Annotated in this window: 16 protein-coding genes; 7 read left to right on the top strand and 9 right to left on the bottom strand. The window is 63.0% G+C overall.

What is annotated here, in order from left to right:
- Positions 1–96: 96 nt before the first annotated feature.
- The 4 genes from modB to eda all read right to left on the bottom strand — a co-directional run bounded on the left by modB (position 97) and on the right by eda (position 2,702).
- A complete protein-coding gene (gene modB / locus ABFY71_RS18255) occupies positions 97–735 on the bottom strand; it encodes a molybdate ABC transporter permease subunit (protein WP_305580093.1) in 639 nt (212 codons plus the stop codon).
- Between the two features lie 156 nt (positions 736–891).
- Positions 892–1,626 (bottom strand): molybdate ABC transporter substrate-binding protein, encoded by a 735-nt coding sequence (modA, locus tag ABFY71_RS18260; protein WP_347947315.1) that lies wholly within the window; start codon positions 1,624–1,626, stop codon positions 892–894.
- Between the two features lie 65 nt (positions 1,627–1,691).
- Complete coding sequence (locus tag ABFY71_RS18265) at positions 1,692–2,054, bottom strand: winged helix-turn-helix domain-containing protein (protein ID WP_347947316.1); 363 nt, start codon at positions 2,052–2,054, stop codon at positions 1,692–1,694.
- A 12-nt stretch (positions 2,055–2,066) separates the two neighbouring features.
- Positions 2,067–2,702 (bottom strand): bifunctional 4-hydroxy-2-oxoglutarate aldolase/2-dehydro-3-deoxy-phosphogluconate aldolase, encoded by a 636-nt coding sequence (gene eda, locus ABFY71_RS18270; protein WP_305580055.1) that lies wholly within the window; start codon positions 2,700–2,702, stop codon positions 2,067–2,069.
- 120 nt (positions 2,703–2,822) lie between these two features.
- Here eda and nadA point away from each other — a divergent pair, with 120 nt between their 5' ends.
- A complete protein-coding gene (gene nadA, locus ABFY71_RS18275) occupies positions 2,823–3,890 on the top strand; it encodes a quinolinate synthase NadA (protein WP_347947317.1) in 1,068 nt (355 codons plus the stop codon).
- Here the strand turns inward: nadA and ABFY71_RS18280 are convergent.
- Positions 3,887–4,339 carry a hypothetical protein gene (locus ABFY71_RS18280; RefSeq protein ID WP_305580059.1) on the bottom strand — a complete coding sequence of 151 codons (453 nt, stop codon included), beginning with the start codon at positions 4,337–4,339 and terminating at the stop codon, positions 3,887–3,889. The genes nadA and ABFY71_RS18280 overlap by 4 nt on opposite strands.
- A gap of 74 nt (positions 4,340–4,413) precedes the next feature.
- Here ABFY71_RS18280 and ABFY71_RS18285 point away from each other — a divergent pair, with 74 nt between their 5' ends.
- Positions 4,414–6,000 carry an L-aspartate oxidase gene (locus ABFY71_RS18285; RefSeq protein WP_347947318.1) on the top strand — a complete coding sequence of 529 codons (1,587 nt, stop codon included), beginning with the start codon at positions 4,414–4,416 and terminating at the stop codon, positions 5,998–6,000.
- On the opposite strand, the gene ABFY71_RS18290 is transcribed toward ABFY71_RS18285, so the two are convergent.
- Positions 6,001–6,876, bottom strand: a complete 876-nt coding sequence (locus ABFY71_RS18290) for a c-type cytochrome (RefSeq protein ID WP_347947319.1) — start codon at positions 6,874–6,876, stop codon at positions 6,001–6,003.
- Positions 6,877–6,968: 92 nt separating this feature from the next.
- The gene (locus ABFY71_RS18295; protein ID WP_347947320.1) at positions 6,969–7,949 is read right to left on the bottom strand and encodes a PfkB family carbohydrate kinase; all 981 of its coding nucleotides are present in this window, start codon (positions 7,947–7,949) and stop codon (positions 6,969–6,971) included.
- Between the two features lie 200 nt (positions 7,950–8,149).
- Between ABFY71_RS18295 and ABFY71_RS18300 the strand changes: the two genes are divergently transcribed.
- Positions 8,150–8,719, top strand: a complete 570-nt coding sequence (locus tag ABFY71_RS18300) for a TRAP transporter small permease subunit (RefSeq protein ID WP_347947321.1) — start codon at positions 8,150–8,152, stop codon at positions 8,717–8,719.
- Positions 8,716–10,107 carry a TRAP transporter large permease gene (locus ABFY71_RS18305; RefSeq protein ID WP_347947322.1) on the top strand — a complete coding sequence of 464 codons (1,392 nt, stop codon included), beginning with the start codon at positions 8,716–8,718 and terminating at the stop codon, positions 10,105–10,107. Before ABFY71_RS18300 ends, ABFY71_RS18305 begins: the two co-directional genes overlap by 4 nt.
- 63 nt (positions 10,108–10,170) lie before the next feature.
- On the opposite strand, the gene ABFY71_RS18310 is transcribed toward ABFY71_RS18305, so the two are convergent.
- Positions 10,171–11,271, bottom strand: coding sequence for a TRAP transporter substrate-binding protein (locus ABFY71_RS18310; protein ID WP_347947323.1), 1,101 nt, complete (start codon positions 11,269–11,271; stop codon positions 10,171–10,173).
- Positions 11,272–11,512: 241 nt separating this feature from the next.
- Between ABFY71_RS18310 and ABFY71_RS18315 the strand changes: the two genes are divergently transcribed.
- Genes ABFY71_RS18315 through ABFY71_RS18325 form a run of 3 tightly spaced genes read left to right on the top strand, consistent with a single transcriptional unit; the run spans position 11,513 to position 13,224 of the window.
- Positions 11,513–11,905, top strand: a complete 393-nt coding sequence (locus tag ABFY71_RS18315) for a COG4315 family predicted lipoprotein (protein ID WP_347947324.1) — start codon at positions 11,513–11,515, stop codon at positions 11,903–11,905.
- Between the two features lie 15 nt (positions 11,906–11,920).
- A complete protein-coding gene (locus ABFY71_RS18320; protein ID WP_347947325.1) occupies positions 11,921–12,427 on the top strand; it encodes a sigma-70 family RNA polymerase sigma factor in 507 nt (168 codons plus the stop codon).
- Positions 12,424–13,224: an anti-sigma factor family protein gene (locus tag ABFY71_RS18325; protein WP_347947326.1), complete on the top strand. Its 801-nt coding sequence runs from the start codon at positions 12,424–12,426 to the stop codon at positions 13,222–13,224. The genes ABFY71_RS18320 and ABFY71_RS18325 overlap by 4 nt, the downstream gene beginning before the upstream one ends.
- Here ABFY71_RS18325 and ABFY71_RS18330 read toward each other — a convergent pair.
- The gene (locus ABFY71_RS18330) at positions 13,221–14,402 is read right to left on the bottom strand and encodes an alpha-hydroxy acid oxidase (RefSeq protein ID WP_347947327.1); all 1,182 of its coding nucleotides are present in this window, start codon (positions 14,400–14,402) and stop codon (positions 13,221–13,223) included. The genes ABFY71_RS18325 and ABFY71_RS18330 overlap by 4 nt on opposite strands.
- Between the last annotated feature and the right edge of the window lie 200 nt (positions 14,403–14,602).

A 14,602-nucleotide genomic window follows, 5' to 3' on the forward strand; every position in this document is an offset into this window, starting at 1 on the left:
AAAATGGCTGCGTGAATTCTACCGCAGAACCCCGTTAAAAACGGGGGGATTACCCATCACCAAGGCGATGCTCAAGGCCATTGGTACGACGGATGCCTAAGGCATGGGCACGTTGATGCGGCGGTCAATGGTCAACGTCACCGCGATCACCACGAAGGCGAAGACCACCATGCCGGCAGCGATGAGGTGCGCCTCACCCCATTGTAGACGCTCGACATAGTCATAGAGCGCGATAGCGATGACCTTGGTCTCGCCGGGGATGTTGCCGCCAATCATCAGCACAACGCCGAATTCGCCCACGGTATGGGCGAAGGTCATCACCCCACCTGTGATGTAGCCCGGCCGGGCCAGCGGCAGCGCCACGCGCCAGAAGCGCTGCCAGTTGCTGGCGCCAAGGCTCGACGCCACTTCGAGCGGATCATTGCCGATGGCGGCGAAGCCGTTCCGCAAGGGTTGCACCATGAACGGCAGTGAATAGAAAAACGACCCTATCAGCAGGCCGGTGAACGAAAAGGCCAGCGTGCGCCCACCCCAAAACCCGGCTAGCCAGCCACCGGGCCCGTTGGGGCCGAGCGCGATCAGCAGATAGAAGCCAAGCACGGTGGGCGGCAACACCAGCGGCATGGCCACCACCGCCCCGACCAGTTCGCGATAGCGGCTTTTGCTACGCGCCAGCCACCAGGCGATCGGAGTGCCGGCCAGCAGCAGGACGATGGTATTGATGGCGGCCAGCATCAGCGTCAGGCGGACCGGTGTCCAAAGATCGGCAAAGCTCACGATAGCTCCTTGCACGCTGCTATTGGTTTGGCCCCGCGGCGCCGCTTCCGCCGGACGGCACCGCCACCACAATGGGGGAGCGCGTCCGCCGAGGCGGCAGCCAGAGACAAACCACTATTCGACGACGTAGCCTGCCGCCTCAATGACCGCAACAGCAGCATCGCTCCTGAGGAAGTCGATATAGGCGGTCGCCGCCGGATTGGCTTGGCCGGTCTTGAGCAGTACGGCATTCTGCCGGATAGGTTCGAACAACGCCGCCGGCACGATCCAGACGCTCGACTTGCCGACCACCTGGCTGGCCGCGACAAAGCCCAGCTCGGCATTGCCACTTTCGATGAACTGCAGCGTCTGGCTGATATTCTCGCCCGTCACCAGCTTGGGCGTGATGGCATCGGTGAGCCCGAGCGCCGCAATGACCTCGGCGGCAGCCCGGCCATAGGGCGCAGCGGCAGCATCGGCAATGGCGAGCTTGTCGAAGCCCCCCGCTTCCAGCACGGCTTTGCCATCGGCGAGGTCGAGCGTGGTGCTGTACAGCGCCAATGCGCCGATCGCATAGGTAAAGACCGCGCCATCGACGCCAAGGCCTTCTTCCACCGCCTTGCTCGGACGCTCGTCGTCGGCGGCAAGGAACAGCTCGAACGGCGCCCCCTGGCTGATCTGATTATAGAGCTGGCCGGTGGCGCCAAAGCTGTAGCTGACATCATGCCCGCTCGCCGCCACAAAGAGCGGTGCCAGTTCTTCGGCGACCCTGGTGAAATTGGCAGCGACGGCGACATTGACGGTTTCGGCATGCACGGCACTGGTGAGCAACAGGCCCGCCAGTAGCGTGGTCAAAAGGGCGCGGGTCATCGAACGCTCCGATATGGCTTGGCATCCATATCGGTTGTGGCAAAGCCCGTCCGGAGGGGCAAGCGTTATTTCTGTAGGACCATATCGAATTTCTGCCGTAGTGCGGCGACATCGCCGGCGATGGCCTGCCGCGTGTTGGCCTGCATGGCGCGATAGCGTTCAAGCACCATTTGGCCAGCCTCGGTCAATTGGGCACCACCCTGATGGGCACCACCACGACTGGAGTCCACCAGAGCCACCCCGAACCCGCCATTGAGCGCCTGCACCAGGCTCCAGGCGCGCTTGTAGCTCATGCCCATGGCTTTGCCGGCCGCCGAAATCGAGCCGGTGCTGGCGATAAGTTCGAGCAGGTCGGCACGACCCGGACCGATATAGGCCGTCTCGCTCAGGGTGATCCTGAGATGGGTGAGGCCGTCATCGGGGATCATGGTCACATCCGGTCAGCCCCGCAACTGGCTGGCTTCGCGGGCCAGCGTTTCAATACGGGCCCAATCATTGGTCGCCAGCGCATCGGCCGGCATGATCCATGAGCCGCCCACGCAGATGACATTGGACAGGCCCAGATAGACCTTCGCCTTGGCCGCATCGATGCCACCGGTCGGGCAGAATGTGATGTCGGCCAGCGGCGAGGCCAGTGCCTTGAGCACCGGTGCGCCGCCATTGGCTTCGGCCGGAAAGAACTTGAGGAACCCATAGCCGCGTTCTGAGGCGGTCATTGCCTCACTGGGGGTGGCAATGCCGGGCAGCAGCGGAATGCCGATATCGTCGGCCGCATCCAGAATGCGTGGTGAAATGCCCGGAGAGACCATGAACCGGCAACCGGCATCGACCGACTGCCGCATATGCAGCGCGTTACGCACTGTGCCCGACCCGACAATCGCGCCGGTGACCTTGGCCATTTCTTCCATGACCTTGAGCGCATTGGGTGTGCGCAGTGTCACCTCCAGAATCGGCAGGCCGCCAGCCACCAGCGCTTCAGCCAATGGCCGCGCCTGACTGACATCATCGAGAATGATGACCGGCACCACGGGCGCCAGCGACAGGATGGAGCGAAGGGCGGCAGTATCTTGCGGCATTGGGGCCTCTCAGCGATGGGATGGCCAAGGGTTAGGAGCTTGGCAAATTTCCTGCAACCCTGTTGATTGAAAAGCGCGCGAATAATCCCTAGGTTCCGCCACGGCCTCGGGAGGACATCCATGGTGCAGACAATCAACGCGATTACCCCACTCGCTGAGGCCCGCGTCATTCTTGCCGATCATTTCGACCTCAAATACTCCAAGGCCGTTGAACGCGCGACGGCCAGGGTGTTTGAGCGGGTACGCGAAAAAATCCCCGAGATCGAATGGGCCTTCTATGCGCCGCTGATTTTCCAGATCAACCGGCTCAAGGCGGAGAAGGATGCGATCATCCTCGCCCATAATTACCAGACCCCGCAGATCTATCACGGCGTTGCCGACATTGTCGGCGACAGCCTGCAACTGGCCATCGAGGCCACCAAGGTTCGCCAGCAGGTAATCGTGCAATGCGGGGTGCACTTCATGGCTGAAACCTCAAAGCTGCTCAACCCTGACAAGACCGTACTCATTCCCGATAGCCGCGCCGGCTGCTCGCTGGCCGATTCGATTACTGTCGACGACGTCCTCGCCATGCGGGAAATGTATCCTGGCGTGCCGGTAGTGACCTATGTCAACACCTCCGCAGCAGTCAAAGCGGTCACCGATGTCTGCTGCACCTCCTCGAATGCGCTCGACATCGTCAACCGCGTCGATGGCGATACCGTCATCATGATCCCCGACCAGTATCTGGCCAAGAACACCGCCAAGAAAACCTCAAAGAAGATCATCACCTGGGCCGGCGCCTGCGAAGTGCACGAAACCTTCACCGCCGAAGACATTTCCGAACTGCGCCACGCCTATCCCACCGCCAAGATCATCGCTCACCCCGAATGCCCGCCCGAGGTGATCGACGCGGTAGACTTTGCCGGCTCGACCGCCGCCATGATTGACTGGGTCAAGACCACCCGCCCGGCCCGCGTCGTGATGGTCACCGAGTGCTCGATGTCCGACAATGTCGCCAGCGAAACCACCGGCGTCGACTTCCTGCGGGGCTGCAATATCTGCCCGCATATGAAGCGCATCAATCTTGAGAACGTGCTGTGGTCGCTGCACACCATGACCGAGGAGGTCACCGTGCCCGAAGAGATCATCCCCGCCGCGCGCCAGGCCGTCGAACGGATGATCGAGATGAGCCGCAAGGGCGACTAGGACCCCAGCACGCTCAGCCGACGGAAGGCCAGATGAGCCGCGCTGGGTTGGAACAACCCCTCGGCCGGCACCAGTAGACGCCCACTGGCATTGAGCCGCACCAGCACGGCGTAATCCAGCGCATCCGGATTGGGTACGACGATCCGGTAGTCATCCTCGATCAGAATCTGCCCCCGTCGAAAGGCCCGAGCCGCATGCTCTTCAAGCGCGATATAATTGTTGATCTGCAGCGGCCCGCCGACGTCGCGCGGCCTGATCGCCTCGACTGTGAGATGGGGGTGCAGCAGACCAATATCGGGCAGAAATTGTTCACCAGTCAGCGCACAGCGATAGCTATAGGCGCTGAGCACCAATCGATAGATCGCTTCATAGGCTTCGAGCGGCGCCGCCGCTGCAAAGCCGGTCTGGCGCTCTTCGCCCAAGCCGTTGTCGTCAGTCGAACCAGCCATCGCCACAGCTCCGGTCTTGCTATGGCAAACACCTTACGGGCAATTGCGTAGTTTGAGAACCATCTGGAACCGCCATGACCATCATTGACAATACCCTCAATGCCGACGGCGCCCTGATCGTGGGTGCAGGCCTGGCCGGATTGTTCACCGCACTCAAGCTGGCGCCGCGACCGGTGACGGTATTGTCTCCCAAGCCGCTGGGCACGGGGGCCAGTTCGGCCTGGGCCCAGGGCGGCGTGGCCGCTGCGGTCGGCCAGGGCGACAGTTCGCACGCCCATGCCCTCGATACCGAAATGGCTGGCGCCGGCATTGTCGATCACGGCACCGCCGAAAGCGTCACCGCTGAAGCCGCCGCCCGCATTGCGGATCTGGCGCGCTGGGGTACGCCGTTTGATCGCGACGATTTCGGCAATTATGCGCTGGGCAAGGAAGCCGCCCACTCGGCCAACCGCATCGTCAAGGTTGAAGGTGACCGGGCGGGCTGGGCGATCATGCAGGCCATCATCGCCCAGGTTCGCCGCACCCCGTCCATTCGTGTGGTCGAGGGCATTACCGCACTCAGCCTCGCCCGGGACAATGGCCGTATTGTCGGGGTGTTCTGCCGCAGGCTGGGTGACCGCTATTCTGAACCCATCTTCATTCGCGCGCGCGCCACCGTGCTGGCCGCCGGCGGGCTGGGCGGCCTCTATGCTGTCACCACCAACCCGCCCGGCGTGCGCGGCCACGCCATGGGCATGGCCGCCCGAGCCGGCGCACAGATCGCCGACGCCGAATTCGTCCAGTTCCACCCCACCGCCATTGCCACCGGCGCCGACCCCGCCCCATTGGCCACCGAGGCCCTGCGCGGCGAGGGCGCCATTCTGGTCAATGATCTGGGCGAGCGCTTCATGCCCGCCATTCATCCCGATGCCGAGCTGGCGCCCCGCGACATTGTCGCCCGCGCCAATTTCCGGCAGATCCAGGCGGGCCGCAAGGTTTTCCTCGACACCCGACAGGTACTCGGCGCTGATATCCTCACCCGTTTCCCCACAGTGTCCCAATACTGTCTCGACGCCGGCATCGACCCGGTCGGCGGCTTGATCCCGGTCACCCCTGCAGCGCATTTCCATATGGGCGGCGTCGAGGTCGATGAGCGCGGGCGCTCATCGCTGCCCGGGCTCTGGGTCTGTGGCGAGGCCAGTTGCACCGGACTGCATGGCGCCAACAGACTGGCCTCCAATTCCCTCCTGGAAGCCACCGTCTATGGCGCGCGCATCGCCGATGACATTGGCGGCCTCGAATCCGTACGCACTCTTGCCCCGTTCAAGGGGATTGAATGGGACGAAGTCGAAGGCGCCAAGGCCGAGGCCGTTCTGCGCGACCTGCCCGCCGTGCAGCAATTACGCCGGGCAATGACCGATCTGGTCGGTGTCGAGCGTGACGCCAACGGGCTCAAGCAGGCACTGCGTCAGATCGCCCGGCTCGAGACCACGGCGGAACATGTCACCAGCGCATTCCTCAATATGACCACTTCGGCCACGCTGGTGGCGGCCGCCGCCCTCAAGCGCACCGAAAGCCGGGGCGGGCACTACCGCATCGATTTCCCCAAGGCCGAGCTGGGTTGGGAGCACCACACCAGCATGAACCTGCAAGAGGCACTGGCGATCCGCGCCGAGGCCTGATTACTCAGCCAGCAGATATTCCGCGATTGCCTGTCGATCCTGGGGAGTCCATTGCGACGTGCCCTCGGCAATCACCTCGCCCATCGCCGCGCCCAGCACATCAAAGCCGGGCGTGAAACCATCGGCCAGTGTCTGCGCCAGCGTCTCGACGTCATAGCCCTCCGCGAGTAGCGCCGCACGGGTTAGTGACGGTGCCTTGCCGCCAACGCCGCCCGGCGAGCCGGTCAGCGCCTGATTCCAGTCCAGCACCCCCAGCGCATTGCGCGGGGTGTGACAGGCGACACAATGGGCCGGGCCATAGGCAAGATATCTGCCACGATTATAGGTGTCAGACTTGCCGGCCTCCGGCTCGAAACGTGCTGGCGCAAAGAACAGGTTTTTCCATCCCGCCATGGCCAGCCGGATGTTGAAGGGAAAGCCGATATCGCTGGCTGGCGCGGCATCGCTCACCGGTTCGGTGGCCATCAGCGCCGCATAGAGATCGGCGATCTCCTGATCACTCATCAGCGTATAATGCTCATAGGGAAACACGGGATAGAGATGGCCCTGAGGCCCCATGCCATTGCTCATCGCATCGTTGAACTGGGCAAGGGACCAGCCACCAATGCCGGCGGCCTTGTCGGAGGTGATGTTGGGCGGCACAAAGGTGCCGAACTGGGTCACCAGACCCGCACCACCCGAGAGAAACGCCCGCCCGGCCTCGGTGTCGGTATGGCAGGCAACGCAGCCTCCCAGCCGGATCAGATAATTGCCGCGCGTAACGTCGCCGACCAGCGTCAGATCACGCCCGGGTCCGGTGACCGGCTTGAGCAGATAGACCGCCACGCCACCGCCAATGACAGCCAGCGCCGCCACCATCCAAAGCCAACGCCGCATCGTTCATCCCCTTAACCGACGCGGCAATACAAGCAGAGCCGGTCCGCCGAGGCAATCACTGCGCAATCAAGTGCTTGCGAGCCAGCCGGCAGCTAAGAGGCGTTCAACACCGCATCGACTTCTGCCCGGGTCGGCGGCTTGCAACCCTTGCGACCGCAATTGATGCCAGCCACCACGGCGCCAAAGCGCAGCATTTCGGCCAGTGCCGTGTCATCCAGTGCTTTGAGGGGACGGGGCTTGAGCAGATCGCGTTCATGCAGCCAGGACAGAATGCCCGCCATCAGGCTGTCGCCGGCGCCCACTGTGTCGCCGAACACCGGCGGCGCATAAATGTTCGCCCGCGCCTTTCCTGCGGCAGTGAAAGCGCGTGAGCCCTGCTCACCCAACGTGATCACAACCAGTTCGCAATTGGGACGGTCCAGCAGATCGGCCGCATGCTGTTCGATCGACCTGGTGCTATCGAGCTCTCGCAGGTCCTCGTCGGAAACCTTGATGAGATGGGCCAGATCGAGGAAAGTCGCCAGGCGGGCTTTGTAGCCCGCGAAGTCGCCGACGACGCTGGGTCGCACATTGGGGTCAATCGAGATTGTCGCCCCCCGCGCCATCGCCGCCTTGACGATGTCGAGCCAGATGGCAGCCTCGTCCGGCTCGATGGGACAGAACCCGCCAATCTGATAGAGTTCGATAGCGTCGGGCAGAGCCGCAATCGCCGAGTTTGCCTCAATGGCCCCGTCGGCTTGTCGATAGAAACCATAGCGGGCATTGTGGTTGGCATCGAAATTGACAACTGCCAAGGTAGTATATTCTTGCACCCGTTCGGCCAGCAACGGCGTGACGCCAGCTTCATACAGCGGGCCCAGCAGGTAGTCGCCAAAGGCGTCACGGGAGATTGGACACATGAAGCCGGTGTCGATTCCCAGCTTGGCCAGCGCGATGGCGCAGTTGTACGAAGTACCGCCCGGATGGGCTGTCATGACGATCTGGTTCTCACCATCACGCCCGATCAACTCGCCGCTCGGCAGCGCCACTTCGGCCTTTAGATCGATCAGACTTTCACCACCAACGACAAACATATAGGCCCCCTGCCGCCGCCATGACGCGGACCGCAGCGACATAGCATTCTTGCCAGCCATGTCACCAGCCACAAGCTGAATTTCCCATTGAGGGCCCCCGATGCTGTCGGCGTGGCGAGCGGATGCTGCGCAATCCATTGCGTTCGAGCCCAGAATGGGACAAAAACCCGCGGGGAGTCGTGGAGACTAGGGAGGACCAGTTGTTGCAATCACTTGCCTGGATCGTCAGAGCCATCAGCGCCATCAACCGAGCGGTGGGGGAAACCCTGTCCTGGTTGGCACTGGCCTGTGTGCTGGTCTGCTTCACCGTCGTCGTACAACGCTACGCCTTTGCCACAAGTACCTTGTGGATGCAGGACCTCTATGTTTGGCTCAGCGGCGCCATGTTCACCGGCGTTGCCGGGTTTGCCCTGCTGCGCGACGACCATGTTCGCGTCGATATTTTCTATCGCCCAGCTTCGCTGCGCCGCAAGGCCATGGCCGATCTGTTTGGCGTCGTGGCTTTCCTGTTCCCCTTCATGTTCGTCGTCATTGCCTATGGCTGGCCCGCCGTCGCGCGCTCCTGGAGCTATTATGAAGCTTCCAGCAATATCGGCGGCATGCCCGGCCTGTTCATTCTCAAGAGCTTCATCATCGTATTTGCCGTGCTGATCGGCCTGCAAGGATTGGCCATGGCCCTGCGCGCCATCCTGGTGCTGGCCGGACAGCAGGCACTATTGCCTGAGCACTTGCGCTATGCGCGTGACGATGAAGCGGAGTCCAGCCTGTGAGCCAGATCCTGATCGGCGAAATTCTCGCCTGCCTGATGTTCATTGGCGTCATCGGCGTCCTGCTGATTGGCTTCCCGGTCGCCTTTTCCCTGGCCGGTACCGCACTGATTTTCGGCGTCATAGGCTGGTTGATGGGGGTCTATGATCCCTCCAATTACGGTTCACTGATCGGTCGTTACATCGGGCTGATGAGCAGCGAAACCCTGGTGGCGGTGCCCCTGTTTGTGTTCATGGGGGTGATGCTCGAACGCTCGGGCATTGCCGAGCGCCTGCTGCTCACCATGGGCAAGCTGTTTGGCAATCTGCGCGGCGGTCTGGGCATTTCCGTCATCATCGTGGGCGCCATGCTCGCTGCCTCGACCGGCGTGGTCGGCGCCACGGTGGTCACCATGGGTCTGATCTCGCTGCCGGCCATGCTGCGCGCCGGCTATGACCCAAAGCTCGCCACCGGCGTCATCTGCGCCTCGGGCACGCTGGGCCAGATCATCCCGCCCTCGACCGTGCTGATCTTCATGGGTGATATGCTCTCGGGCATCAACGCCCAGGTTCAGATGGAAAAGGGCAATTTCGCGCCCGAGCCTGTGTCGGTAGGGGCGCTGTTTGCCGGCGCCTTGCTGCCCGGCTTTCTGCTGGTCGGCCTCTACCTGGCCTGGGTTATCATCAAGGCCATCATCGATCCCAAAGCGGCGCCGGCTACCCCCGTGCCCCAGGACGAGAAAAAGGATCTGTTCCGCGAAGTCATGGTCGCACTGGTGCCACCGCTATTGCTGATCATTGCCGTGCTCGGCTCGATCCTGGGCGGCATCGCCACCCCGACGGAAGCGGCTTCGGTCGGCTCGGTTGGCGCGATGATGCTGGCCATTGCCAATCGCAAGTTCACGCTCTCGATTCTTCGCCAGGCGGTCGTTTCCACGGCGACGATCACGTCAATGGTGTTCATCATCCTGTTCGGCGCGGCGGTGTTCTCCATCGTCTTCCGCATGATGGGTGGCGACAACCTGGTACACGCCTTCCTGTCCAACATGCCGGGCGGCGCCATCGGCGCCACCATCGTCGTGATGTTCATCATGTTCCTGCTCGGGTTCATTCTGGACACCTTCGAGATCATCTTCATCGTGATCCCGATCACCGCGCCGGTGCTGTTGACGCTGGGTGTCGACCCGATCTGGCTCGGTGTCATGGTCGGCGTGAACCTGCAGACTAGCTTCCTGACGCCGCCATTTGGCTTCGCCCTGTTCTACCTGCGGGGGGTGGCGCCGTCCGGTGTCAGTACTGCCATGATCTATCGCGGGGTAATCCCCTTCGTGATCCTGCAGATCATTGCGCTGATCATCCTGTTCGCCTTCCCGCAACTGGTTACCTGGCTGCCCGGCACCATCTATCACTAGGCATTTCAGGCCAGCAAAAAGCCCGGGCGCGAGCCCGGGCTTTTCTGTGTCCGAAGAAACGGATCAGTCGTACTTGATGTACTTTTCGCGGGCGACCAGGAACGGCGCATCGGTTCCCTCGGTCCGCTGCCGCAACAGGTTGAAGGCGCTGATGAAGCTCTCGGCCGTTTCCTTGGTGAGCACGTCGCCGCTTTCGCGGAGATCGGCAATCACTTCCATGGAAGCCTTGGCGCCGGCTTCCAGAATCTCGTCTGGGAAGCGACGCACCTGTACGCCGTGCTCATTCACCAGCGCGTTCAGCGCGCGTGGATCATTGGCGTACATGTCGGAGGCGACATCGTCATATGATGCCTGGGCACAGATCGCGACCAGTTCCTGCAGATCGGGCGGCAACTCGGCCAGCTTGGACTTGGAAACCACCAGTTCGGTGGCCAGACCAGGCTCAACAAAGCTCGGGAAGTAGTAGTTCTTGGCGACCTGATAGAAGCCCAGCGCCAGATCGTTGTAAGGACCAACGAATTCGGCGGCATCGAGAGTGCCCGACTGCAACGCCGCGAAGATATCGCCAGCGGCCAGATTGGTCACCGAAGCGCCCAGCTTGGCCCAGACCTGACCACCCAGACCCGGGGTCCGGAAGCGCAGGCCCTGCACATCGGCAACGCCGGTCAGTTCGTTCCTGAACCAGCCGCCTGCCTGGGTGCCGGTATCGCCCGACAGAAAGCCCTTCAGACCGAACTGATCATAGATCTTGTCCCACTGTTCCTGGCCGCCCAGATAGTGGACCCAGGAGGTCAGTTCGCGATTGGTCATGCCGAACGGCACGCCGGTAAAGAAGTTCAGGCCCTGGCTCTTGTTCTGCCAGTAATAGGCGGCGCCGTGGCTCATTTCAGCCGAACCGTCGATCACCGCGTCAAGCGCCTGCAGGCCAGGCACCATTTCGCCGGCAGCAAACACCTGCACATTCAGACGACCGCCCGAAGCCACGGTGATGCGATCAGCCAGCTTCTGCGCGCCAACCCCCAGACCCGGGAAGTTCTTGGGCCAGGTGGTGACCATGCGCCAATTGATGACATCCTGCGCAATGGCCGGCGTCGCAAGCGTTGTCGCAGCAGCAGCACCGATTGTGGCAACCGATGCCGACTTGAAAAATTCGCGTCTTTTCATGCATTTTCTCCCTAGACCGCCCCCATTTTGCGGGCGATGCCGGTGTTGCTTGGACCCTCTCCCAGGCCGAACCCACCAGTTGGCCATAACAAAGCAAGCTCCTGCGGCCGTGTCCAGCCGCTAATGCTGCCGTGGAACAATACCGAGCAACAAATTTTCAGTATGGGCCGGACTAAATCGCCAGCGGGGGTGTTGATACAAGCGAGGGCCAATCCCGGCCCCACATCATGGAGGGACTTGAATGCACACCCGTTCGATACTGGCCGGCATGGTCGCCCTTGCCTGCCTCACCGCACCCGTCCTTGCCGCCGACTATCTTGGCGGCGCCGTCAAATCCACCGAGATCGCCGGCAAGATGGTGCTGACCGACGCCAATGGCATGACGCTCTACACCTTCGACAATGACAGCGCCGGCACCAGCAATTGCTACGACAGCTGCGCCGTCAAATGGCCACCGCTGATGGCAGAAGCCGACGCCGCAGCCGATGGTGATTTCTCGGTTGTTGCCCGCACCGATGGCACCAGCATGTGGGCCTATAAGGGCGCTCCGCTCTATTACTGGCAGGAGGACATGCAGCCCGGCGATATCACCGGTGACGGCGTCGGCGGGGTCTGGCATCTTGCTGTCGAGTAAATGCCGGGCGGTCCAGTGAACGATTTCCTCGATCAGGTCGAAACCTGCGTGCCCGCCTTGCGGCGCTATGCAAGGGCGCTGACGCGCAATGCCGACCTGGCCGACGATCTGGTGCAGGACTGCCTCGAACGCGCCATTGCCAGGCGCGGGCTGTTCCGGCCCACCGGTTCCGTCCGCGCCTGGCTGTTCACCATCCTGCTCAATATCTATCGCAACAGCCGGCGTGCCGCTGGCCGGCGTGGCGAGACGGTCAACCTCGACAGCGTCGCCGAACCCGCCAGTCCGGCGCCCCAACCGGGCCATATCGCGCTGGCCGAACTGGCCCGCGCCATTGATGCCTTGCCCATTGAACAGAAGGAAGTCGTGCTGCTGATCGCTCTTGAAGGCCTGCCCTATGCCGAGGCCGCCACCATTCTTTCCATCCCGCTGGGCACGCTGATGAGCCGACTGGGTCGGGCGCGCAGCGCGCTGCGCCTGGCCACCGGCGCCACTGCCGAACCCCATCTGAGGACGGTCAAATGAGCGCCGTCACCCATGACGATCTGATGGCCCATGCCGACGGGCAGCTCGACCCGGGCAGGGTCGGCGCGGTGGAGGCCCATCTGGCGGCCAATCCCGATGCGGCAAGTGAGATGGCCCTGATGCGGCGCCAGTCTGACGCCCTGCATGCCCTGTTTGACCCTGTAGCCGCCGAGCCGGTGCCGGCGCGCCTGCGGGCCCGCCGCATTGCCGCCGCACAGCGCCAGCGTCGCGGCCGGTCCTGGAGCTGGGCCGTGGCGGCCCTGGTGCTGCTCAGCCTTGGCGTGGGCGGCGGCTGGTTCGCCCGTCCGCTGTTTGAGGCACCCGCCGCCAGCGCCATCCTGATCGCTGATGCGATCAATGCCCATACCGTGTTCGTCGCCGAGAACCGCCACGCCGTGGAAGTGGGCCGCGATGACAGCGCCCACCTGGCCAGCTGGCTCTCCAACCGTCTCGACACCACGCTGGGCCTGCCCGATCTCAGCGCCCAGGGCTTTGCCCTTGTGGGTGGTCGCCTGCTGCCGGGCGAGCCGCAGCTGGGGGGCCGCGCGGCGCAACTGATGTATGAGGACGCCGCCGGCGCGCGCATCACCATCTATGTGACCGCCGCATTGCCGGACCGCCAGCCCGCCGCCCAATTGGCCAGCCTGGACGGCGCCGAGGCGTTCTACTGGGCCAATGCCCGCATTACCTGCACCGTGGTCGGCACCCTGCCGGCCGAGCGCATGCAGGCCGTGTCGCAGGCGGTCTATGGGCAGCTCACGGACGGCGATGTCAGTGCGCCGCGCTATCGCAGCTAGCCCGCCAGCGGCGCATTGCGCGGCGGGATATCGTTGGAATAGATATTGTGCAGGCCGACATTGAGAATGTCGCGCTCGCCGCACAGCGCCATGGTGGTGTCGAGCTCCTTGGCCATGATGTCGAGCACCCGTGTCACCCCCGCCTCGCCGCCTGCGCCCAGACCATAGAGCATCGGGCGACCGATGAAGGTGCCCTTTGCGCCAAAGGCCAGTGCCTTGAGCACATCCTGGCCCGAGCGGATGCCGCTATCGAGATAGACCTCGGTCTTGTGGCCGACGCGCTCAACGATTTCCGGCAGCACGCGAATGGTCGAGGGGGCGCCATCGAGCTGACGGCCACCATGGTTGGAGACGATGATGGCATCGGCGCCATTGTCGATCGCCGCCTGCGCGTCATCGGCGTCAAGCACGCCCTTGACGATCACCGGCCCGCCAAAGCGCTTTTTGACCCAGGCGATGTCGGCCCAGTTCAGCGTTGGATCGAACTGGCTGGCCGTCCATTGCGACAGCGAGGCCAGATCGTGGTCGCCCCCGACATGGCCGACAATATTGCGGAAGGTGTGGCGCCTGGTGCCCAGCATGCGGGCGCACCACAGCGGATGCGCCATCATCTGCAACAGCGAACTGGCGGTGAACTTGGGCGGCGTGGACAGCCCGTTGTGGATATCCTTGTGCCGCTGCCCCAGGATCTGCAGATCCATGGTCAGCACCAGCGCCGAGCATTTGGCCGCCTTGGCCCGGTCGATCAGCCGCTCGATGAAGCCACGATCACGCATGACATAGAGCTGGAACCAGAACGGGGCGCTGGTGTTTTCGGCAATGTCCTCGATGGAGCAGACAGCCATGGTCGAGAGCGTGAAGGGAATGCCGTATTTCTCGGCCGCCCTGGCCGCCTTGATCTCGCCATCGGCGATCTGCATGCCGCCGGTCGCGGCCGGCGCGATGGCGATGGGCATGGTGATCTGCTTGCCCAGCATGCTGGTCTTGAGGTTGCGCCCCTCAAGGTTCACCGCGACCTTCTGCTTGAGCTTGATCTTGCTGAAGTCGCTCTCATTGTCGCGATAGGTGCCCTCGGTATAGGAGCCGCTATCGGCGTAGTCGAAGAACATCTTGGGCACGCTGCGGCGCGCCCTGGTCTTCATTTCGTCGACGGTCAGAATCTTGTCGAGTGCGGCCATGCTGGGGCTCCAAATCTGCTTTGCCCTAGCAACTAACATGTTAGTCGTCAATGGACGTGCCAAGCCGCCGCCTGCAGCGCGGTTATCACAGGTGAGCGGACCCCGAGACGGCTTTCGCCTCTGGTAAGTTAAAATAGTGAGACGAAACCGCCTCGGGGCGCCGGTTTTTGGAACTGTACGGCGGCACGGGGGTCGCTCGC

This window comes from Devosia alba (assembly GCF_039938915.1).
In the GTDB taxonomy this organism is placed as follows: domain Bacteria; phylum Pseudomonadota; class Alphaproteobacteria; order Rhizobiales; family Devosiaceae; genus Devosia; species Devosia alba.